Below are 22675 nucleotides of genomic sequence, written 5' to 3' on the forward strand. Positions count from 1 at the left end.
AAATCTGGCTATTTTTGGTTCTTCGCGAAGTAGGTAGCCGCCTTTTTTAATATGGCCAGGTCCTCTGCCTGTTCAGCTAATTGACGTTTTAATCGAGCAATTTCAGCGGCTTGCTCTGCTTCTCTGGTGCTCGTGCTAGATTTTTTTTGCGCCGCAGTCCGCCAACTGTACAGCTGGGATTCGTAGACTTTCAGTTCTCTAGCCGCCGCTGCAACGCCTATTCTTTCGGCTAATTTCAGGGCTTCTGCTTTAAATTCTTGTGTGTGGACTTTGCGTGTTTTATTTGCTTTCATGATTCACCTCGTTAAGTGATTTTACTCACTTAGCTCGGTGTCCAAAAGTACTGGTACAGATCACGTAGCCGGGACGGCGTTCATCCAATCGTGTGCCACGCTCTCCCAAGCGCGAAAGATCTTCTTCTGCAACGCCGAAACCGTCATCATCAGTGGTGAGCGTGAGTGTGGTAGTGGAGACGGCAATATCGCAATTAATGCACCTATTCGACCATTTGCCAGCGTTATCGAGCACGATGCCTAATATTTCAGAAAAGTCGTGAGCCTCAATAGGCACTTGGTCTTTCTCGTGTGCCGAGTGGGTAAGGTTGAAAATGCGCTCAGGGTAAAGACTACGGAACATCTCGATGAGCCGTGAACTATCTCGCGTGACGTTCGCCATTCGACCCGCGTTAGGCCCATCAATCGAAGGGTTGAAATTCAGCTTATCCAGGCCGGTTAAACCAGCTCGACCGCCAAAGCGACGGCTTCGCCACCACCAATACATAATGAAGCGAGGCCGCGTTTCTTACCATGCTGCGCTAAAGCATGTAATAAAGTGACTAAAATTCGCGTGCCACTGGCACCAATTGGATGGCCTAGGGCACAAGCGCCACCGTGCACGTTAACCTTGTCAGCGTCGAGTTGCATTTCTTTAATCGCTAACATGGTCACCATGGCAAATGCTTCGTTAATTTCCCACAGGTCAACGTCGTCTTTAGACCAAGCTGCTTTATCGAGTGCCATTTGCATGGCGCCAACTGGCGCAATGGTAAACTCAGATGGCTTACGGGCGAACGTCGCGTGACTGACGATTTTTGCCATTGGCTTTAAGCCCTGGGCCTTCGCATCGCTGGCACGCATCAAAACGACCGCGGCAGCACCGTCTGAAATTGAGCTTGAGTTCGCCGCAGTGACCGTGCCATCTTTCGCAAACGCAGGGCGCAGCTGAGGAATTTTGTCGATGCGTGCTTTACCAGGCTGTTCATCTATACTCACAGTGACATCGCCTTTACGCGTAGTGAACGTGACCGGCTCAATTTCCTGCTCAAACGCGCCTTTGGCGATAGCTTGCTGAGCCCGCTCAAGGGAGCGAATCGCGAATGCGTCCATAGCTTCGCGGCTAAAACCATAGTCGTCGGCAGTCACTTGGGCAAAACAGCCCATGGCTTTTTTATCATATGCGTCCTCTAAACCGTCAAACATCATATGATCCAGCATTTGCGCATGCCCCATACGATAGCCTTGACGTGCTTGAGGCAGCACATACGGTGCATTCGACATGCTTTCCATACCGCCAGCGACAATCACATCAGCACTGCCCGCCTGCAGTAAATCATGACCAAACATCACGGTTTTGAGACCTGAGCCACACACTTTATTCAAGGTGGTAGCGCCTGCTGACAATGGCAAACCTGCGCCAAGTGCCGCTTGACGCGCAGGCGCTTGACCAAGCGCTGCAGGCAAGACACAGCCCATCAGCACTTCATTCACCGCACTAGCATCAATGCCTGCGCGCGCAACGGCGGCTTTAATAGCTTGGGCACCGAGCTCTGGCGCTGACACCGGAGCTAAATCGCCTTGAAAGCCACCCATCGGGGTGCGGGCTGCGGATACAATTACAATATCGTCTTGCTGCATAAATAAATCTCCATAAGCAGTCACGTGGTGATCTTACATCGTGGTCTCACAAAGTTATTCCACAAAGTTATTCCACACAGGAATGCGCCAATTGAGCGACAAAATCAGACTACCGAACGCGACTGCACTTTACGTTAACGTCAACTTGCCTTAAGCTTATCGCTCTCCATGCTTGTAATGCAAGCGTAAAACTTATTTGCTTTGATAGTAGCGAGTGTCATGACAGCAACGAAATCATCTGCCACCCCACGCACCTTTAGTATCGGTGAACTGGCGAAAGAATTTGATATTACTACCCGCAGTATTCGCTTCTATGAAGACCAAGGGTTAATTGCGCCAGAACGCCAAGGGCAGACGCGTATTTATAATGGCCGCGATAAAGTGCGCTTAAAGCTGATTTTGCGTGGTAAGCGCTTAGGTTTCACCCTTGCGGAAACTCGCCGCTTATTTGAATTATATGACCGCGACCGCAGTAGTCGTAATCAACTGGTAACTATGCTCGAGTTGATTGAAGAAAAAAAACATACTTTGCAGCAACAGATGGAAGATATCGGGGTACTTTTGCATGAGCTTAAGACCGTGGAACAGCGCTGTCGCGCAGAGCTGCAAGGCCAACTTTCCAAAACTGACTCAGACCACGTGGCTTGAGCCTACAGAAGTACAAAGGAACCCATTATGATCTCTCAATTCACAACCCTTAATTTTGACCTCGGTGAAACCGCAGACATGTTACGCGAGCACGTCAATGCCTTCGCCCGCGAAGAAATCGCACCGCGCGCCGGCGCTATCGACGAAGCCAATCTGTTTCCTGAAGACTTATGGCGCAAGCTGGGCGACATGGGCTTGCTCGGCATTACCGTAGAGGAAGAATTTGGTGGTTCAGGTATGGGTTACCTTGAGCATGTCGTCGCAGTGGAAGAAATTAGCCGCGCATCGGCATCCGTGGGCTTAAGTTACGGTGCCCACTCCAACTTGTGTGTGAACCAAATTCGCCGCAACGGCACCGAAGCGCAAAAACGCAAGTATTTGCCTAAGCTTATCAGCGGTGAACATGTCGGCGCATTAGCCATGAGTGAGCCAAATGCCGGGTCTGACGTAGTGAGCATGAAGTTACGCGCCAAAGAAGACGGTGACCACTATGTGCTAAACGGCAATAAAATGTGGATTACCAACGGACCTGAAGCCAGCACTTATGTGATTTACGCCAAAACTGACCCAAACGCGGGCTCACGCGGGATTACTGCATTTATTGTCGAGCGCGATATGCCTGGTTTCAGCCAAGCTCAGAAGCTGGACAAACTTGGCATGCGTGGCTCCAATACCTGTGAATTGGTATTCCAGGATGTCCGGGTGCCAAAAGAAAATATTCTCGGTGAATTGAACCGTGGCGTTGAAGTTTTAATGTCAGGCCTTGACTACGAGCGTGTGGTGTTAGCGGCAGGTCCATTAGGCATCATGCAGGCATGCCTAGATGTGGTGGTGCCATACGTACATGAACGTAGCCAGTTTGGTAAAGCCATTGGCGAGTTTCAGTTAGTGCAAGGTAAGGTGGCGGATATGTACACCACCATGAATGCCGCACGCGCCTACGTGTACACTGTGGCCAAGGCGTGTGACCGCGGTGAAACCACGCGTAAGGACGCTGCTGGAGTTATTTTATATGCGGCTGAAACCGCGACCAAAATGGCACTCGATGCGATCCAGTTACTAGGTGGTAACGGCTATATCAACGAATACCCTACGGGCCGCTTACTACGCGACGCCAAGTTATATGAAATTGGTGCAGGTACGTCAGAAATTCGACGTATGCTGATTGGCCGAGAACTATTCACTGAGTCGAAATAAGGAGCATTTGCGTGGCTGTGTTAACCAGTAAAATCAACCCTCGCGACGAGACGTTTGTAGCAAATCAAGCGTCCATGCAGGCGCTTGTGGATGACCTCCATACCAAAGTGGCTCAGCTTAAACTTGGCGGCGGTGAAGCCTTGCAACAACGTCACCAAGCACGCGGTAAAATGCTGGCGCGCGAGCGTATTGAACGTTTAATCGACCCTGGCTCCGCGTTTCTGGAAATTGGCCAGTTCGCCGCGTGGGAGGTGTATGAAGACTACGTCCCCTGTGCAGGGGTAGTCGCTGGCATCGGTAACGTCGAGGGCGTGCAATGTATGATTGTCGCCAATGACGCCACGGTGAAAGGCGGCACGTATTATCCGTTAACCGTGAAAAAGCACCTCCGCGCGCAAGAAATCGCGGAGCGTTGCCACTTACCATGCATTTATTTAGTCGACTCAGGTGGCGCTAACCTACCCCGTCAAGATGAAGTATTCCCCGACCGCGATCATTTCGGCCGCATATTTTTTAATCAAGCCAATATGTCCGCCAAAGGCATCCCCCAAATTGCGGTGGTCATGGGCTTATGTACTGCGGGGGGCGCTTATGTGCCTGCCATGGCGGATGAGAGTATCATCGTCAAAGAACAAGGGACGATTTTCTTAGCCGGTCCGCCATTAGTCAAAGCAGCCACGGGCGAGGAAGTAAGTGCTGAAGAGCTTGGCGGTGCGGATGTTCACACCCGCATTTCAGGGGTTGCTGACCATTTTGCGGTCAGCGACGCCCATGCATTAGATATTGCCCGTCGCTCCGTTGCCCGTCTGAACCGTCCACAAGGGGCACAAATAGAGGTTCAAGAAGTACGCGCCCCGCGCTACCCAAGCGAAGAAATTTACGGCATCGTCGGCACTGATTTACGCAAACCCTACGATGTGCGTGAGGTGATAGCGCGCGTGGTTGATGATTCTGATTTTGATGAATTTAAACAGAACTATGGCAACACTTTGGTGACCGGTTTTGCCCGCATTCACGGTTTTCCAGTCGGCATTGTCGCCAATAACGGCATTCTATTTTCTGAGTCGGCGCAAAAAGGCGCGCACTTCATTGAGCTATGCGCGCAGCGTAAAATCCCTCTGGTGTTCTTACAAAATATTACCGGCTTTATGGTGGGTAAAAAGTATGAAGCCGAAGGCATTGCCAAGCATGGCGCTAAAATGGTGATGGCCGTGAGCTGTGCCAAAGTACCAAAATTCACGGTGCTTATTGGTGGCAGCTATGGCGCTGGTAACTATGGAATGTGCGGGCGTGCCTACGACCCGACCATGATGTTTATGTGGCCGAACGCGCGCATTTCAGTGATGGGCGGTGAGCAAGCGGCTGGGGTTATGGCAACGGTGACACGCGACGGTAAAGCGCGCAAAGGGGAAAACTGGAGCGCAGAAGAAGAGGCTGAATTCAAGAAGCCGATCGTGGCGCAATATGATGCCCAAGGTCATCCTTATTATGCCTCAGGGCGGTTATGGGACGACGGTATTATCGATCCGGCCCAAACTCGCACTGTGTTGGGTTTAAGTATTGCAGCTGCGCTGAATGCCCCGATTGAAGAGACACGCTTTGGCGTGTTCCGGATGTAAAGGAGTCGTTATGCAAGCATCGAATAAGCCAGTCGAATTTCATATCGACTCGCGTCAGGTCGCGTGGCTTACGCTGAACAAGCCGGACAAACATAACGCCTTCGACGACGCTATGATAGCTCAGTTGCTTGAGCATTTAGCCAGCGTGCGCAGCAATTCAGCGGTGCGGGCCTTAGTATTGCGCTCGCATGGTAAAAACTTCAGTGCCGGTGCCGACCTTAACTGGATGCGCTCCATGGCAGCGAAAAACCGCAGCGAAAATGTGGAAGATGCAGGCGAACTGGGGCAGCTTATGGCGCAGCTCGACCGCCTGCCAGTGCCAACCATTGCCTTAGTGCAAGGCGCAGCATTTGGCGGCGCGGTGGGTTTAGCTGCCTGCTGCGATATGGTGTTGGCCAACCCAAATACCAGTTTCTGCTTAAGTGAAGTTAAAATTGGCCTGATTCCAGCCGTTATTAGCCCCTATGTTTTGCGTAATATGGGCAGTCGCGCTGCACGCCGTTATGTGCTGACTGGCGAGCGTTTCTTTGCCGCCGAAGCGCTACAACATGGTTTAGTCAGTGAAGTCACCGAGCAGCCATTAGACCAAGCGGTCAAGCCGTTATTGGACGCACTGCTCGCCAATGGACCTGCTGCGGTGGGTGCCGCCAAAGCCTTGCTACATGATATCGCCCAGCGCCCTATTGACGATGCCTTAGTCGCACATACCGTTGAGCGAATTGCTGATATTCGCGTTTCCGCTGAAGGCCAGGAAGGTCTGCAGGCATTTTTAAGCAAACGTTCGCCAGCTTGGCAGCGCTCATAACAGCGTGATAATAAAGGTTTTAAGCTATGTTTAATAAAATTCTAATTGCGAACCGTGGTGAAATTGCCTGTCGCGTGATCCGCACAGCCCAGCGCATGGGCATTCAATGTGTGGCGGTCTACTCCGACGCTGACCAACATTCGCAGCACGTGCAAATGGCGGATGAAGCCTTTTATATAGGTGGCTCTGCAAGCCAACAGTCGTACCTGGTGATTGAAAAAATCATCCACGCGGCCAAGCAAAGTGGCGCTCAAGCCATTCATCCGGGCTATGGTTTTTTATCTGAGAACGAGCAATTCGCTGACGCCTGCCAAGACGCAGGCATTGTGTTTATCGGTCCACCAGCTAGCGCGATTGCAGCCATGGGCTCAAAAAGTGCCGCCAAATCAATTATGCAAGAAGCGGGCGTGCCCTTGGTGCCCGGCTATCATGGCAATGATCAAAACGAAAAAACATTACAAGCCGAAGCCGAGCAAATTGGCTATCCGGTATTGCTCAAAGCAGCCTATGGCGGCGGCGGTAAAGGCATGCGCGCGGTGCACAAAGCGGCCGAATTTAGCCAAGCATTGGCGTCTGCTAAACGCGAAGCCACAGCGTCATTTGGCAACGATAAAATGCTGGTGGAAAAGTTTATCGTCAAACCGCGTCATGTTGAGATTCAAGTATTTTGCGACGAGCATGGTAACGCAGTTTACCTGGCAGAGCGCGACTGCTCGGTGCAGCGTCGCCACCAAAAGGTGCTAGAAGAAGCCCCTGCCCCAGCGCTGAGCGAAGATACCCGTCAGGCCATGGGTGAAGCAGCGGTACGCGCAGCCCAAGCGATTGATTATCGCGGTGCCGGTACGGTTGAGTTTTTGCTGGATGCCAATAACGACTTTTTCTTCATGGAAATGAACACGCGGTTGCAGGTCGAGCACCCGGTCACTGAGATGATCACGGGTCAGGATTTAGTCGAATGGCAGTTGATCGTGGCCAGTGGCGGCGTGCTGCCCTTAAGCCAAGACCAAGTTACTTTGACCGGTCATGCATTTGAAGCACGTATTTACGCCGAAGACCCGCAACAAGATTTTCTTCCAAGCACAGGTCATATTGCCTATTTACGCACACCTGACCAAGACCAACATATCCGGATTGATTCAGGCGTCCGTCAAGGCGATGATGTCAGCCCTTACTACGACCCGATGATTGCAAAACTGATTGTGTGGGATGAAAATCGCGACCGCGCGTTATTGCGTTTGCAACGTGCTTTGCGCGAATACCGAATTGTCGGGCCGACCACAAACCTGGATTACTTACATCGCTTAGCCACCCATAAAGATTTTGTCCGCGCGAACTTAAGCACACAGTTTATTGAACAACATGGTGATAGCTTATTGCACGTCAATAATCCGATGCCAGCTGCTTTGAATCACGCGTGTATAGGTGCAGCACTCGCACTCGCCGCGCAACAGAACAACTTGGCGACAGGCCCATGGGCTCAGGCCCAAGGTTGGCGCTTAAACCAAGCAGCCAGCATCCAGTTTGAACTGCAGTTCGGTGAGCAAAAGCTGCAACTTGATGTGAGCCAAGCGGCCAGCGATTCCCAATTATTTAGTGTGCGTACGCACGTAGAGACCGATACAAGCCAAAGCAGCGAAACGCTTGAGGCGGTGCAAATTCGCGCTCAACTTGAAGATGACACATTAACGATTACCCATCAGGGCCACCGTTTTGAGCTCAATGTCGCCTTATGCGCACAACATTATACGCTGTTTAGCGGTCAAGGACGGGTCGATTACCAAGCTATCGATACCCAAGCGGCCTTTGGCATGGAAGAAGATGCAGGCACCCTAACCGCCCCTATGAACGGCACCATCGTGGCCGTGAATGTCGAGGTCGGAGACCGCGTTGAGAAAGACCAAGCGCTGGTGGTCATGGAAGCGATGAAAATGGAATACACCATTAAAGCCCCAAGCGCGGGTGTGGTTGAGCAAGTATTCTTCCAAGCTGGCGAGCTAGTCAGTGACGGCGCTCAATTGGTTGCCTTGCAAGTCGAAGATGATGCATAAGCGCGCCACGCGCAATAATATGATGAGGTACCTATGACCCAGTTAACTCAAGCAGCGCTCACAACCATGGCCAACATTCCAAGCCACGTCAAAGTGGTGGAAGTGGGACCACGGGATGGCTTGCAAAATGAAGCCAAGGTGTCGCTCGATGATAAAGTGCGGCTCATTAACGACTTAAGCCAAGCGGGTTTGAGTTACATTGAAGCTGGTAGCTTCGTTAGCCCCAAATGGGTGCCGCAAATGGCCGATAGCAGCGACGTGCTGCGCCAAATTCAGCGTCGTAATGGGGTTACCTATGCCGCCTTAACGCCTAACCTGAAAGGGTTTGAGTTAGCCATGCAAGCTCGGGCCGATGAAGTCGCTATATTTGGTGCAGCGTCTGAAGCCTTTAGCCAAAAAAATATTAATTGCTCCATTAGCGAGTCGCTAGCGCGCTTTGAGCCGGTCATTGCTGCCGCCAAAGCGGCTGGTATTCGGGTGCGTGGCTATGTTTCGTGCGTGTTGGGCTGCCCCTATCAAGGTGACGTACCCGTCAGTGAGGTCGTGCGTGTTGCGAAGACTTTGTATGATATGGGGTGTTATGAAGTGTCTCTTGGCGACACCATTGGTGTCGGCACACCATTACAGGCCCAGCGTATGCTCAGTGCTGTCGCCGAGCACGTGCCAATGCAGGCCTTAGCGTTGCACTTTCACAATACCTATGGCCAAGCCTTAGCCAATATCGCCAGTTGCTTGCCGTTAGGCGTTAGTACCGTTGATAGCGCAGTAGCTGGCTTAGGTGGCTGTCCGTATGCCAAAGGCGCGAGCGGTAACCTAGCCAGTGAAGATTTAGTGTACATGTTACATGGCATGGGTATCGACACTGGCATCGATTTAAATACCTTAGCTCAGGCTGGGCAGCGTATTTGCCAAGCCCTTAACGCCCCGGTGCGTTCTCAGGTAAGCCAAGCTTTGCTCGCTCAAAGCTAAAGCCCCAACGCACATTGGGCACTGGTTTACCCGCCATTTATATTTTAACCGCAGAGATTACTATGTCTGATACTGGCTTGAATGCTTTACAACCTATGTGGCAACCGTCCGCAGCGCGTATGCAGCAGTCGCTGATGCAGCATTATATGGAAAGCCTGCAACAACAAGGCCTCAACCTCACTTCATATGCCCAGTTATACCAGTGGTCAATTGACGAGAGTCCGGCATTTTGGGCATCAATTTGGGACTTCTTCGGGGTGGTCAGCCAGCACCGTGGCAGTCATATTCTAAAAGATAAAACCCAGATGCCTGGTGCGCAGTGGTTTCCTGACGCGCAACTCAACTTTGCGGAAAACTTATTACGCTTTCGTGATGAGCGTACTGCGTTGGTGAGTGTTAACGAACTGGGTGAGCGCAGTGTAATGACCTACGCCCAGCTGTATCAAGCCACGGCACATATGGCGAGCGCACTGCGCGCTCAAGGCGTGGTGCCAGGCGACCGCGTTGCCGGTCTAATGCCCAATTGCAGTCAGACGATTATCGCGATGTTAGCCACGGCAAGTATTGGCGCAGTTTGGTCATCTTGTTCACCCGATTTTGGCGTGCAAGGGGTGGTTGATCGCTTCGGTCAAATTGAGCCGAAAGTGATGATCACGGTCAACGGTTACTACTATAATGGCAAAACCATTGATCTCAGTGACAAAGTGAATGCCATCGCCACCCAGATTGAATCGTTACAGCATATCGTTGTTGCCCCCTTTGTCGACGGTCTGGACAATCTTACGAATTTTAACGCCAGCTGCGCATGGGACGAGTTCGTCGATACCCAAGCAACCGGCATAGAATTTACCCCGCGCGGGTTTAATGACCCGCTGTATATTATGTTTAGTTCAGGTACCACGGGGGTGCCAAAGTGTATCGTCCATGGTATCGGCGGTACGCTACTTCAGCATTTGAAAGAGCTGGGCTTACATACCGACTTACAGCGCCAGGATAACCTATTTTATTTCACGACCTGTGGCTGGATGATGTGGAACTGGATGGTGTCCGGCCTTGCGCTTGGTGCGCAATTAACCCTGTTCGACGGTTCACCATTTTACCCAACGCCCGAGCGAATGCTGGATTTAATTGATGCCGAGAAAATCTCAATCTTTGGCACCAGTGCAAAGTATTTAGGTGCGCTGGAAAAAGCAGCCGTGGTACCGCGTCAAAGCCATCAATTAAGCAGTTTAAAAACAATCCTTACGACTGGTTCTGTATTACCACCCGAAAGCTTCGATTATGTATACGAACAGGTGAAAGACGATGTCTGCCTGGCGTCTATATCTGGTGGTACCGACATTATTTCCTGTTTTGCGTTGGGTAATCCGTTGTTGCCGGTCTACCGCGGGCAACTACAGTGTCGTGGTTTAGGTCTGGCGGTGAATATTTTCGCCGACGATGGCACACCGGTCCGTGCCACCAAAGGCGAGTTAGTATGTGAGCAACCCTTCCCAAGCATGCCAATTGGATTTTGGAACGACCCCACAGGCGCTAAATATCGCAGTGCCTATTTTGAGCGCTTTGATGGGATTTGGGCGCACGGCGATTACGCTGAGTTAACCCCTCAGGACGGGGTGATTATTTATGGTCGCTCTGATGCAGTGCTCAACCCAGGTGGCGTGCGCATCGGTACCGCAGAGATTTATCGCCAGGTAGAGAAAGTTGATGCGGTGTTAGAAAGCATAGCGGTCGGTCAACAATACCAAGGCGATGAGCGGGTGGTGTTGTTTGTGAAATTACGTCCACAATTGCACCTCGATGAGCATTTAGTGACTGAGATCAAGACCACCATTCGAGCCAATGCGACACCGCGACATGTACCTGCTGTGATTATTCAAGTTGCAGATATTCCAAGAACTATTAGCGGAAAAATTACCGAAATAGCAGTTCGACAGGTAATTCATAACGAAGTTGTGAAAAATACCGACGCATTAGCCAATCCCGAGGCCCTGGAGTACTTCAAGAATTTATCACAGTTACAATAAGCGCTTTGTATGGTGACTACCTGTAAAGGTTGACAGGTAGTCATTTATTAAGCGCATGTAAAACGATAGGTTTACAGCTTTATATCATCTGATCTGAGGTAACTGTCTACAATGTACGCAAAAGGTTATCAATTTACGCTTTACGTGTTGCTTATTGCCCGAGCATAAGCGATTATCGTAGGAAGACGTAAAACAACGATAATAAAGTCGAAATGCAACGATTTTCTCACTTTCGCTTAGCCATTCTTACCGCCATTTCAGGTATTCTTCTGACCTTGGTGATTGCGGGTGTTATCTATATCCAGGATGGACGCCAAATTCGCCAGCAATTGTCTAGTGAGCTGCAAGACCTGCAGCTGCACATCAATCGACAGCTTCAAAACCATATGTTTGGCCTAACCTGGATAGCGCGGCATCATGTGCGCAGTCAAGCCGACGCCGAGCATTGGCAGCAAGAAGCGCCCATAGTGCTCAATTCATACCCCCACTTCAGGGCGTTGATTTGGCTTGACCAAGATTTCAACTGGTTAGCTAGCTACCACAGCGAACGCCAAACCCTGAACCGAGAAAACATTCCACAGCAATATCTGGCACCATTGCAAACCGGCCAACGAGCTCTGGTGCCTTCACAATTTTTAAACGCCGAACAAATTGAAGTCAGCATGGTAGTACCCCTCGCGCAAAATGACCAAACCCAATATTTTATTGGTGTCTTAGATACCCGCGCGTTACTGAGCAGTACGGTCAACCAGTTTATCGATAGTCGTTCAAACTTTCGTTTGGCCCAAGTAAGCACAGGTCGAAGCTTCTTCGAAGTGGCAGATAGTGAAGACTTGCTGTCGCGTTGGGGCGGTATATCGGAATTCAACCTATTTGGTGAGACATGGCAAATGGCACTTTGGCCAAACCGCGAGCGCTTGAACGACATGCGTAGCTGGTTGCCGCTGTTGGTGATCTTAGCCGGTTTCGTTACCACTGCCCTGCTTACTTTTGTACTGTATATTCTCGGTATCAGCCGTGTACGGGCCCAAGAGCTTGCGGACACTAATATCGATTTATATGTCGAAATTGAAGAGCGCGAGCGCGTTGAGAAACGCATGGCTTATTTGGCAGAGCATGATTGGCTGACTGATTTAGCTAACCGCAATGCACTGATGGAGCAGTTGGATGAGTTTTTCCAGCAAGCCGACCAGCAACAATTGCATGTCGGCGCGCTATTTATTGACTTAGATAATTTTAAAGAAGTGAATGACGCCCTTGGTCATTCGGTCGGAGATCAACTGCTTAAACGCGTGGCGACTAGGTTGCATCGGCTAGCACCTGCCAATTCATGCTTGGCCCGCATGGGCGGTGATGAGTATGTGTTGGCGCTGGCTAATTTGCCCAACCAACAAAGTTTAATTGATTTCGCCGAGAAGGTGCTAACCACCCTCGACACGCACTTTTATGTCGATGACTACGAAATCTTTATTTCTGCCAGCATTGGTGTGGCATTGAGCAAACCCGGCGTAGATACCCCTGAAAGCTTGATTCGCAATGCTGATACGGCGCTCTACCGAGCGAAAGAGTCAGGGCGCAACAGCTACCATATGTATAGTGAAATTCTGCACCATGAACTCAATCAGCGCATGGAGTTAATGAAGCGCCTGCGCCATGCCGTGGAACACCATAAGCTCACCGTGTTTTATCAACCCAAAGTAGATATGCACAGCCGTAGAATTATTGGCGCCGAAGCCTTGGTGCGCTGGATAGATGACGACGGCAGTATTATAGGCCCAGATAAGTTTATTCCCATCGCAGAAGACACCGGGTTGATCATTCCGATTTCTGAATTCGTACTAAGGTCAGCGTGTAAACAGCTAGCCGTGTGGCATTCGTTAGGATTTAAAGACCTTAATATGGCGGTCAACTTGTCAGGGAAACAGCTGCAGTCACCAGATTTAGTTGCACAAATTATGGCAATTGTGAATGAAACTGGTATTCCGGCAAGTCATTTAGAGCTTGAGTTAACCGAGCAGGTTTTTATCGACAACATTCAGTCGCACACCAACTTTATGCATGCGGTGCGTGAACGCGGTATTTCATTGGCGATTGATGATTTTGGAATTGGATATTCATCACTCTCGTATTTGAAACATTTTCCAGTCACTGCACTTAAAATTGACCGCTCTTTCGTGCAAGATCTACCCCACGATAAAGATGACGCCACGCTCACACAGACTATTATTAACTTAGCTAAAAGTTTAGATATCGGTTTAGTCGCCGAAGGCGTGGAAACTGAAGACCAAGTTGAGTTTTTACTCGACCGTGACTGCATCATAGGCCAAGGCTTTTTGTTTAGCCGCCCTATTCCCGCAGATGAATTTACCCGCTTACTTGACGAGTATCAGGGCCAAGTGCCGATACAAATCATGTAACGGCTTAAAAGATTAGAGGAGTATCCCATGGAACGCGAAAGCATGGAGTTTGATGTACTGATAGTGGGTGCAGGTCCTGCTGGATTAAGTAGCGCAATCCGCTTGGCGCAACTGGCCGCAGACAAGCAGCAAGAACTGCAAATCTGTGTGGTGGAAAAAGGCTCAGAAGTCGGCGCACATATTTTATCAGGTGCGGTATTTGAACCTCGTGCCCTAAATGAACTCTTCCCCGATTGGAAAGCGGAAGGTGCACCATTGCATACGCCGGTCACAGACGACCATATCATGCTACTCAAAGATGCGCAGAAAAGTACGCGTTTAGCAGATTTTATGGTGCCTAAGCCATTTCACAATGAAGGCAATTATATTACCAGCATGGGCAACCTTTGCCGCTGGCTGGCTGAGCGCGCGGAAGCCTTAGGCGTGGAAATATTTCCAGGCTTTGCTGCTGCCGACGTGTTGTATTCTGAAGACGACAAAGTGTTGGGCGTGATTACGGGTGACATGGGCGTTTCTGCCACTGGGGAGCACAAAGACAGTTATATGCCTGGCATGGAATTGCGCGCTAAATATACGGTATTTGCAGAGGGTGCTCGAGGCCATTTAGGTAAATCTCTGATTCAAAAGTATCAGTTGAATGACGGCAAAACACCGCAACATTACGCCATTGGATTCAAAGAAATTTGGGATATACCGGCTGAGCAACACCAAAGTGGCTTAGTGGTGCATACGACAGGCTGGCCGCTTGCAGAGAATGCGACAGGTGGTGGATATTTATATCATGCTGAGAATAACCAGGTATTCGTTGGCTTAATTGTCGATTTGAATTATACCAACCCCTATGTGAACCCATTCTTAGAGTTTCAACGCTATAAGCACCATCCCGATATCGCGCGTCACCTCAAAGGGGGTAAGCGCGTGAGCTACGGTGCACGTGCTATCACCAAGGGTGGCTACCATTCACTGCCAAAAATGACTATGCCAGGTGGCTTATTAGTGGGTTGTAATGCGGGAACGCTGAACTTTGCGAAAATTAAAGGCAATCATACTGCGATGAAAAGCGGCATGCTTGCAGCTGAAAGTATTTTTGCCGCACTTCAAGCAGGGCAAGCTCACAGCGAGCTCGATAGCTTCACCCAAGCCTTTGAAGCTTCTTGGGTATACGACGAATTATATCGCTCGCGTAACTTCGGCCCTGCCATTCACAAGTGGGGAACCTGGGTTGGCGGCGCTTATAACACCGTGGACCAAAACTGGTTCAAAGGTAAGTTGCCGTTTACCATTAAAGACTGGCGTGCCGACCATAAGGGTATGCAGACTATCGAGCAAGCAAGCCCAATTGACTACCCTAAGCCAGACAATCAATTAAGTTTTGACCGTAATTCGTCGGTGTATTTATCTAATACTAACCACGAAGAAGACCAACCCTGCCATTTACAATTAAAAGACCCGAGTATTCCTATTCAGGTCAACTTACCGAAGTGGGCAGAGCCCGCCCAGCGCTACTGCCCTGCCGGCGTGTATGAAATTGTAAAAGATGATTCGGGTGCAGATAAATTTCAAATTAATGCCCAGAACTGCATTCACTGCAAAACCTGTGACATTAAAGACCCAAGCCAGAACATCCGTTGGGTCACACCTGAGGGAACTGGCGGTCCCAATTACCCAAATATGTAAGCGATTGCGTATTTAACGTAAAGAAACTTTAAAAAGCCCCTCTAGGGGCTTTTTTTAATTGTACAAGTTATTCTTATTTGGTTTACATTACGTAATTAATAGACGAGAATTATTTGTCTAAAGGAATTCAGCTTTAATCGCTTTTATCTGCAATTGTATTTTCCAACAAAATTGCCCAGCATAGTTACTAGCTTTTCGTTCTTAGAACTTGGTAGCGATATTTTAAATGCAAAGGTAAAGCAGTATTAAAAAAGTACTAATTTATGTTGTTAGTCGTCCTTCTTAGGCTATCAGCTATGATACATCCGTCATTTCAAGTTAAATAATAAGGTTCATATATGTCAGACTTTCTTAGTATCCTTACACACGAACGCCGTCTTCGTGCCAACACTAAAGATCTTAGCCTCACGGAATTAGAGGAAGTCAAAGTTAAGTTAAGCCGAATTATCCAAGCCCGCGAAGAAGAAGAAGCTGAATTGCGAAAAGTAGAGGCTGAAAAGCTTGCTCGCGTTGAAGCGATTCGCAAGCAAATGGCTGAAGCTGGTGTTCAGCTTGAAGATTTAGCCCCTGAGCTCAGTAGCCAAGTCAGCAAAGCGCCAAGCCAAAGTAAGCGCGCCCCGAAGCCAGCCAAATATGCATACACCTTGGACGGTGAGCGTAAGACTTGGACTGGTCAAGGACGCACCCCTAAAGTCATTCAGCAAGCGCTGGATAAAGGTAAAGCGTTAAAAGACTTTTTAATTAAGTAACTCAGTCCAGAATACAAGATTAAGCGCCCAGTGATTCACTGGGCGCTTTTTTTATTCACTACGTGCTGCAATATTAATATCACCTACGCCCACATCAATACTTAAGCGATAGTCCCCTTCGCCTTGCCCACCCAAGGTTGCAGACACCACACGACGTTCCACGGTAAAACCATTCACACCTGGGGTATCAATACCACCCACCCCAACACTCGCTGACACGCTGCCAAGCTGCTTCGGGTCAAGCGTCACTTGCGCCTCGCCGACCCCAACAGAAATACTAAGATCGCCTTCAAAATAACGGCTACTAACTTGCCCTACGCCCAAATTCATCTGGGTTTGCGCAAAACTTGGTGCATATACAATAAAGCGTGCATTGACGTTATCCTCGTTAAAGCTTAGGCGAATAGTGTCATTGCTAATACGCTGGCGAATGTCCATCTCACTGACGTCGACTTTGCGACGCAACCAACCTGAGCGTTTGCCTTCAAGGGCGACTTCGACTTCGACATAGGGGCTGTCACTATAACGCAATTCAATGCTACCCACGCCGTTATCAATCACCAAATGGGTTTGTCCTGCTACCTCAATTTGATGCTGCACTGTGGCGGACTCTGTGGCCATGGCTAATCCACTTGCGCTGATCAAAAAGGTAAACCCTAAGCCCTGAACAGCGCGGTAAAGAGATGTTGGCTGGCTATACGTCGCTGACATAGTTAATTCCTTAAATGGTTGTGAAACCCGCTCGTTAGTTTTTTAACCTTGAGGGTGCTTCGAATCATATTGACGTATTAGTACCAGCAAATGCCGAGCCAACTTTTTACTCATTTAAAATCAATGCTTTAGCCATGTGTGAACGGAGATAAGCTATTGAAATACCCAATATGTACGGATTTTCACTATTCAATCGCGGATTTAACCATGACTTAAATTCTGGTATACAATCGCTTGAACGTATTGATAACAGGTTGAGTGTGTTGGAATTACAAACCATTGCGATAGTGACATCACCTTATGGCGAAAAATTCGCTATCCCTCGCCAACCCGGCTTGGTACCTGCTGCTCGCGGCCAGATTAAGATGCAAGGTGCGTTTAATAACCCTGATTGTCTGGCGGGGCTGGAAGCCTTCTCCCACATTTGGCTACAGTTTATCTTCCACCAAACCGCTGCCCAGGGCTGGAAACCCAAAGTCAGGCCGCCCCGTTTAGGCGGCAATGCAAAAATTGGGGTGTTTGCCAGTCGCTCAACATTTAGACCCAACCCAATAGGTTTGTCGGTGGTCAGATTGCACGGTATTCATAGTGAACGTAGTGCGACCGGCACCCAGTGGTTCCTTGAGGTCAGTGGCCTGGACCTGCTCGACGGCACCCCGATCGTCGATATTAAGCCGTATATTGCGTATTCAGATGCGATTGTCGATGCGCAAAGCGGGTACGCAGCACAAGCGCCTACAATGATGCCAGTGCGTTTCAGTGCCAACGCGGAAGCACAGTTAGTTAGCATGACCAATGCGGCTGAGTTACAAACCCTCATCACCCAGGTACTCGCTCAAGATCCACGCCCAGCGGTTCAACAATGCAGCAGCAGTGCGCGTGTTTACGGGGTAAGGCTTGCTGGCTTGAACGTGCAATGGCAGGTCGAGGACAACACAGCTATAGTCACTGCTGTCGAGCACTGTTAGAATAAAAATCCAGAGCCGATGCCGGCAACACCCGCAGATATGAATCCCTATTATTTGCCAGGAGAGCAAAACTACTCATGCGCAGCAGCAACTATTTATTGGCGACTTTGAAAGAAACTCCGTCTGATGCAGAAATCATCAGCCACCAACTGATGATGCGTGCCGGCATGGTGCGTAAACTCGCATCAGGCTTATATAACTGGACGCCCACAGGACTTCGTGTGCTGCGCAAGGTTGAGCAGGTGGCACGTGAAGAAATGGAGCGTGCCGGCGCCATTGAAATTTTGATGCCGATGGTGCAGCCCGCTGACTTATGGCAAGAATCAGGTCGCTGGCAAGACTACGGCCCTGAACTTCTGCGCCTGCAAGATCGTCACCAACGTGATTTCGTACTTGGTCCGACCCATGAAGAAGTAATTTCAGAACTGGTGCGCAAAGAAGTCAGTAGCTACAAGCAACTGCCGCTGAACTTATATCAAATACAAACTAAATTCCGTGATGAGATTCGCCCACGTTTTGGGGTCATGCGCTCGCGTGAATTTATCATGAAAGATGCGTACTCATTCCATACCTCCGAGCAGTGTCTGCAAGACACTTATCAGCGCATGTATGCGGCCTATCAGAATATATTTAATCGCTTAGGCTTAGAATTCCGCCCAGTCATCGCTGATACCGGCTCGATTGGTGGCAATGCGTCCCATGAATTCCATGTATTAGCTGATTCCGGTGAAGACGCCATTGCGTTTTCAGATAGCTCTGATTACGCCGCGAATGTCGAGCTTGCGGAAGCTATTGCAAGTAAAGCAGAAGCCGACCCAGCGACCGCTGAAATGACCAAAGTCGCTACTCCAGATGCAAAGACGATTAAAACCTTAGTTGAACAGTTTGGTGTGGCGGCTGAAAAAACTGTAAAAACCTTGATTGTGCATGCCGCAAACGAAGCCGGTGAACGTGAAGGCTTTGTTGCCTTGTTAGTGCGTGGCGACCATGAACTAAACGAAATTAAGGCCAATAAACTGGCTAAAGTGGCATCGCCTCTTACCTTTGCCAGTGAAGCTGAAATTCGTGCTGTCATCGGCGCAGGGCCGGGCTCATTAGGCCCAGTGAACTTGCCTATTGATATGATTATTGACCGCGAAGTTGCCGTCACCAGCGACTTTGCAGCCGGTGCCAATGAAGACGGCTTCCACTGGTTTAACATTAACTGGGGTCGTGATTTGGCAATGCCTGAAGTCGCGGACTTACGCAACGTCAAAGCTGGCGATTTAAGCCCATGTGGCCAAGGTCGTTTAGACATTAAACGCGGTATCGAAGTCGGCCATATCTTCCAGCTCGGCACTAAGTATAGCGACATGATGAAAGTCGGCGTGCTCAACGAAAGTGGTAAGCATCAAAACTTAATTATGGGCTGTTATGGCATCGGTGTATCACGCATTGTGGCTGCCGCCATTGAGCAAAACCACGATGAGTATGGCATTAAATGGCCAAATTCAATGGCGCCGTTCCAGGTCTGTATTTTGCCAATGAATATGCATAAATCGGCTCGTGTCCAAGAAGTCGCAGAGCAATTATATGCCGAATTACAAGGTGCTGGCTTTGACGTGTTATTTGATGACCGTAAAGAACGCCCTGGGGTGATGTTTGCCGACATCGAGTTAATTGGCATTCCGCATGTGGTTGTGGTTGGTGAGCGTAATCTTGATGAAGGCTGTGTGGAGCTGAAAAACCGTCGCAGCGGTGAGAAAACCACCGTATCCATTGCGGATGTTGTAGCCCATTTAAAAGCGTAAATTAACGCACTCATTGCATAGCAAAAAGGGAGCATTCGCTCCCTTTTTTAATCCAATTCAAACAGCCTCGTGTGGTACTCGGCTTCGCGTAAAGCGCTGTAAATGGCCGGTGTTTCCGTCTGACCATGATTATACCAAATGCGCTGTTCACCGCGGAACATTACCAAAGTAGTCGCGTTTGCTGCGCCGAAACGTCGTGCCAGCTCTGGGCTCGCCCGATAGTCTATTTCAAACACGCGTACATGTGAATCAGGGAAATCAATGTAGTAGCGTGCTAGCACCCGCTTTTGGCGCTGACAAGCTGGACAAAAGCTTTGATGAAAATTAAGCAATATCAGTTGATTATCCGCTTGCGCCGCGGCAAATGCTTGCTCATCAAACGCCTGCATATGGCGATTCAAGGCGCTGTCGTCAATGGGTGGGCCAAAGATGATTAACCATAGTCCGATGGCGGCAACGCCGACCACCAACACCCCAGTTACAACTTTAAACCACTTCATGCTGCTACCCCTGTTGTCCAGCGAGCGGGTCGACATAATGCAAATGCATGTCCCACGGAAAATGAATCCACGTGGTCTGCTCTAATTTGGCTTCGTAATCGTCCACCAGTTCTAGCCCTGCTGGTTTACCATACACGGTAATAAACTTAGCCTTAGGTAGGCGTTGACGCAATAAACGTAGGGTATTGCCAGTATCAACCAGGTCGTCAATGACTAAAAAGCCTTCGCCGTCTTCACAAGCGCTGACATCTTTTAAGATAATCGCGCTGTCGCGTTGTGATTGGTGGTCATAGGAACTGACGCAAATACTATCCACCACCCGAATATTCAGTTCGCGTGCAATAATCGCCGCAGGTACTAAACCACCACGGCTGACCGCGACAATACCACGCCACTGTTCGGCGGGTAATTGGCGGCGCGCCAATTCACGGGTCGCTCGGTGTAATTCTTCCCAAGATACAAAAAATTCTTTTTTGCCTTCTACGCTCATGCTGATCCCACACTTAAATAACAGTAAAAATTTATTGATACGCTCTGAATAGGTTAAACTATATCACTTTTAAGCCATTAGGACACGAGAGCCCCTTATGCCAAAAGCGATTTACATTGAAGCCAATGGAGCCCAATACGAGGTTGATGTTGAAGTCGGCCAGAACTTTATGGAAGCAGCCACCGAAAATATGATCGATGGCATTATTGGTGAATGTGGCGGGGTATGTTCATGTGCCACCTGCCACGTCTACGTTGACCCTGAATGGTTAGCAAAATTGCCACCCGTCGGTGACATGGAAGAAAGCATGCTGGATATGGCCAATGATCCACAAGACAATAGCCGTCTCAGCTGCCAGTTAGAAATGACCGCTGAGTTAGACGGTATTATTTTGCGCTTACCTGTATCTCAATTCTAAATGCGGTAACTAAGTTGGCAGTGTCATTACGACACTGCCTGCACTGCCACCAACGTCTGATCATGATAGCCTGTAGTCACCGGCAAAAACCCACTCAATGCCTGGTCCAATTCATCGTCACCGGTATCCACCCGCAACGGGCGACCCGCTAGTGCTTTCAGTTTCGCTTTGGTCGCGACCACACAAATACCCTCGCGACCAACATGACGAATGACTTTGGGGCTAAGCTGCTGGTTACCCCGCCCGAAAATATGGCCTTGACCACCAATCACGGTTATCACCATCTTCGCTTGTGGGTGCTCGGCTAGCAAAGCTTCCAATTCACCTGCGCTAACATCTGCGGCAATCAGCTCTTGATTCAGCACCACATCAACACCGAGTAACGTGTTTGGCAAGCCAAGACTCTCCATCACCGCAGCCACGGTTGAACCAGACCCCATAATATAGAGCACGTCGTCATCCATGTTCTCAATGATGTCGTCAGCAATATCGGTAAGCACTAATTCGTCCGATTCTTTACCGCCCATTTTCACCGCTTGCATATATTCAAGCTCTTGCGGCACCTGCATTTCGCCATAGCGCTTAGCACGCACCGTACCCTGGCGAAATGCCTGCTCGTCAATATCCATCACATCCGCATGTCGTAGCGTGGTCAATTCACCACTCACGAGCAATGCAAGGACTTTGCCTGCTGCGCGCGGCGATACTGCATACACGCCTGAATGAATTTTTACCCCAGCGGGTATACCAACCACGGGTAAGGTGTCCGCAACTACACTAAACACGTCCCGCGCAGTTCCATCACCACCGGCAAATACCAATAAATTAATGCCCTCGGAAAGCATTGCACTGATAGCCGCGCACGTATCTTGCGCCTCACTTGACGCGCTTGGGCTTGCATTATTTGGCGTATACACCACACGGTAATTCATCCCAAGCTCGGTTAAGGTGTCCTCCCCCATCGCCCCGGCGGCCGTTAGCCACTCAATATCCGCTTGGTAGGATTGTAAAGCGCTTAATGCCAATTGCGCCCTAGCCATAGCTTGGGGTTGCGCACCTTGGCTGAGGGCGAGTTCACGAGTCGCCTGACCATCGCTACCTTTCAATCCTACGCTGCCACCTAACCCTGCATAAGGGTTTATAACCAGGCCAATTTTAAACATCTTCAACCTCCTTAACGAACGCCGCTTGTAGTTGCCAGACACTGGCTGGGTCCGGCTGGGCATAAAACTGCTGTAGTGCTTGAGCAAATAATTGCGCCCGTTTTGGTACGCCATGCTTAAAGTATGCGGTTAACTGCCGTTCAACTTGGCGGCGAAACCCATCGACATCAATGGCATTCGGGTCGTCACAGCCTAAGTTATCGCAACTCACCTCAAAGCTGTGCCCAGCACTCAAGCAAAATAGCCATTCCAGCGCTTGTGGCTTGCATTCAACGCGTTCGAACTGGCGCTGTTCACTGGCACCTCTGCCGTCTGGTTTATACCAGTAAGCATAGTCAACGATATGCCGACGCACAGGCCCAGCCACACACCAATGGGCCGCTTCATGCAGGGCTGAACGAAAAAAGCCATGGGCAAATATAACTTGGTGGTAAGGCACGCGATTCGACGCTGGCTTATAAAGCGGCTCATCAGCCCCTAGCACGAGCCGGGTATTGTAGGTTTGCGCGAAGGTGCGATTGAATAGCTCAATCGCATCCTGCGCGTTGTGGGTCAGTTTACTCACT

The 22675-nt window shown here is 49.7% G+C and carries 20 protein-coding genes and 1 pseudogene; 13 read left to right on the forward strand and 8 right to left on the reverse strand.

Going from position 1 to position 22675, the window contains the following annotated elements; all coding sequences use genetic code 11:
• The 3 genes and pseudogenes from CWE07_RS12740 to CWE07_RS12750 all read right to left on the reverse strand — a co-directional run.
• Positions 1-293: pseudogene (locus tag CWE07_RS12740) on the reverse strand (transposase); the annotation flags it as partial.
• 25 nt (positions 294-318) lie between these two features.
• The gene (locus CWE07_RS12745; RefSeq protein WP_198679925.1) at positions 319-780 is read right to left on the reverse strand and encodes an ATP-binding protein; all 462 of its coding nucleotides are present in this window, start codon (positions 778-780) and stop codon (positions 319-321) included.
• Positions 732-1913: an acetyl-CoA C-acyltransferase gene (locus CWE07_RS12750; RefSeq protein WP_111570290.1), complete on the reverse strand. Its 1182-nt coding sequence runs from the start codon at positions 1911-1913 to the stop codon at positions 732-734. Before CWE07_RS12750 ends, CWE07_RS12745 begins: the two co-directional genes overlap by 49 nt.
• A gap of 219 nt (positions 1914-2132) precedes the next feature.
• On the opposite strand from CWE07_RS12750, the gene CWE07_RS12755 reads away from it, so the two are divergent.
• The 10 genes from CWE07_RS12755 (at position 2133) to CWE07_RS12800 (ending at position 16069) form a co-directional block, all read left to right on the forward strand.
• The gene (locus CWE07_RS12755) at positions 2133-2561 is read left to right on the forward strand and encodes a MerR family transcriptional regulator (protein ID WP_111570291.1); all 429 of its coding nucleotides are present in this window, start codon (positions 2133-2135) and stop codon (positions 2559-2561) included.
• Positions 2562-2588: 27 nt separating this feature from the next.
• Positions 2589-3758: an isovaleryl-CoA dehydrogenase gene (locus CWE07_RS12760; protein WP_111570292.1), complete on the forward strand. Its 1170-nt coding sequence runs from the start codon at positions 2589-2591 to the stop codon at positions 3756-3758.
• A gap of 11 nt (positions 3759-3769) precedes the next feature.
• Positions 3770-5377 (forward strand): carboxyl transferase domain-containing protein, encoded by a 1608-nt coding sequence (locus tag CWE07_RS12765; RefSeq protein ID WP_111570293.1) that lies wholly within the window; start codon positions 3770-3772, stop codon positions 5375-5377.
• Positions 5378-5387: 10 nt separating this feature from the next.
• The gene (locus CWE07_RS12770) at positions 5388-6182 is read left to right on the forward strand and encodes an enoyl-CoA hydratase-related protein (RefSeq protein ID WP_111570294.1); all 795 of its coding nucleotides are present in this window, start codon (positions 5388-5390) and stop codon (positions 6180-6182) included.
• Positions 6183-6208: 26 nt separating this feature from the next.
• Positions 6209-8230: an acetyl/propionyl/methylcrotonyl-CoA carboxylase subunit alpha gene (locus CWE07_RS12775; protein WP_111570295.1), complete on the forward strand. Its 2022-nt coding sequence runs from the start codon at positions 6209-6211 to the stop codon at positions 8228-8230.
• A gap of 66 nt (positions 8231-8296) precedes the next feature.
• Positions 8297-9199 (forward strand): hydroxymethylglutaryl-CoA lyase, encoded by a 903-nt coding sequence (locus CWE07_RS12780; protein ID WP_111570347.1) that lies wholly within the window; start codon positions 8297-8299, stop codon positions 9197-9199.
• A gap of 62 nt (positions 9200-9261) precedes the next feature.
• On the forward strand, positions 9262-11226 hold the full coding sequence (locus tag CWE07_RS12785) for an acetoacetate--CoA ligase (protein WP_111570348.1): 1965 nt from the start codon (positions 9262-9264) through the stop codon (positions 11224-11226).
• Between the two features lie 212 nt (positions 11227-11438).
• Positions 11439-13643, forward strand: a complete 2205-nt coding sequence (locus CWE07_RS12790; RefSeq protein ID WP_111570296.1) for a putative bifunctional diguanylate cyclase/phosphodiesterase — start codon at positions 11439-11441, stop codon at positions 13641-13643.
• Between the two features lie 27 nt (positions 13644-13670).
• Entirely contained in the window at positions 13671-15320 is a 1650-nt protein-coding gene (locus tag CWE07_RS12795; RefSeq protein WP_111570297.1) for an electron transfer flavoprotein-ubiquinone oxidoreductase, read from the forward strand.
• A 338-nt stretch (positions 15321-15658) separates the two neighbouring features.
• Positions 15659-16069, forward strand: coding sequence for an H-NS family histone-like protein (locus CWE07_RS12800; protein WP_111570298.1), 411 nt, complete (start codon positions 15659-15661; stop codon positions 16067-16069).
• Positions 16070-16120: 51 nt separating this feature from the next.
• On the opposite strand, the gene CWE07_RS12805 is transcribed toward CWE07_RS12800, so the two are convergent.
• Positions 16121-16780, reverse strand: a complete 660-nt coding sequence (locus tag CWE07_RS12805) for a hypothetical protein (protein WP_111570299.1) — start codon at positions 16778-16780, stop codon at positions 16121-16123.
• Between the two features lie 260 nt (positions 16781-17040).
• On the opposite strand from CWE07_RS12805, the gene tsaA reads away from it, so the two are divergent.
• Both tsaA and CWE07_RS12815 read left to right on the forward strand, forming a co-directional pair.
• Positions 17041-17748 carry a tRNA (N6-threonylcarbamoyladenosine(37)-N6)-methyltransferase TrmO gene (tsaA, locus tag CWE07_RS12810; RefSeq protein WP_241974143.1) on the forward strand — a complete coding sequence of 236 codons (708 nt, stop codon included), beginning with the start codon at positions 17041-17043 and terminating at the stop codon, positions 17746-17748.
• A gap of 77 nt (positions 17749-17825) precedes the next feature.
• Entirely contained in the window at positions 17826-19538 is a 1713-nt protein-coding gene (locus CWE07_RS12815) for a proline--tRNA ligase (RefSeq protein WP_126819014.1), read from the forward strand.
• A 47-nt stretch (positions 19539-19585) separates the two neighbouring features.
• On the opposite strand, the gene CWE07_RS12820 is transcribed toward CWE07_RS12815, so the two are convergent.
• Together CWE07_RS12820 and gpt are read right to left on the reverse strand one after the other, a co-directional pair.
• Entirely contained in the window at positions 19586-20038 is a 453-nt protein-coding gene (locus tag CWE07_RS12820) for a thioredoxin family protein (RefSeq protein WP_157983273.1), read from the reverse strand.
• A gap of 4 nt (positions 20039-20042) precedes the next feature.
• Positions 20043-20528, reverse strand: a complete 486-nt coding sequence (gpt, locus tag CWE07_RS12825) for a xanthine phosphoribosyltransferase (RefSeq protein WP_111570303.1) — start codon at positions 20526-20528, stop codon at positions 20043-20045.
• A 97-nt stretch (positions 20529-20625) separates the two neighbouring features.
• Between gpt and CWE07_RS12830 the strand changes: the two genes are divergently transcribed.
• Positions 20626-20946 (forward strand): 2Fe-2S iron-sulfur cluster-binding protein, encoded by a 321-nt coding sequence (locus CWE07_RS12830; RefSeq protein WP_111570304.1) that lies wholly within the window; start codon positions 20626-20628, stop codon positions 20944-20946.
• 26 nt (positions 20947-20972) lie between these two features.
• Here CWE07_RS12830 and CWE07_RS12835 read toward each other — a convergent pair whose 3' ends face one another.
• On the reverse strand, positions 20973-22109 hold the full coding sequence (locus CWE07_RS12835; RefSeq protein ID WP_111570305.1) for an ATP-NAD kinase family protein: 1137 nt from the start codon (positions 22107-22109) through the stop codon (positions 20973-20975).
• Complete coding sequence (locus CWE07_RS12840; RefSeq protein ID WP_241974144.1) at positions 22102-22674, reverse strand: elongation factor P hydroxylase; 573 nt, start codon at positions 22672-22674, stop codon at positions 22102-22104. Before CWE07_RS12840 ends, CWE07_RS12835 begins: the two co-directional genes overlap by 8 nt.
• Position 22675 lies beyond the last annotated feature (1 nt).

The organism is Aliidiomarina maris (genome assembly GCF_003987335.1).
GTDB classification, from domain to species: domain Bacteria; phylum Pseudomonadota; class Gammaproteobacteria; order Enterobacterales; family Alteromonadaceae; genus Aliidiomarina; species Aliidiomarina maris.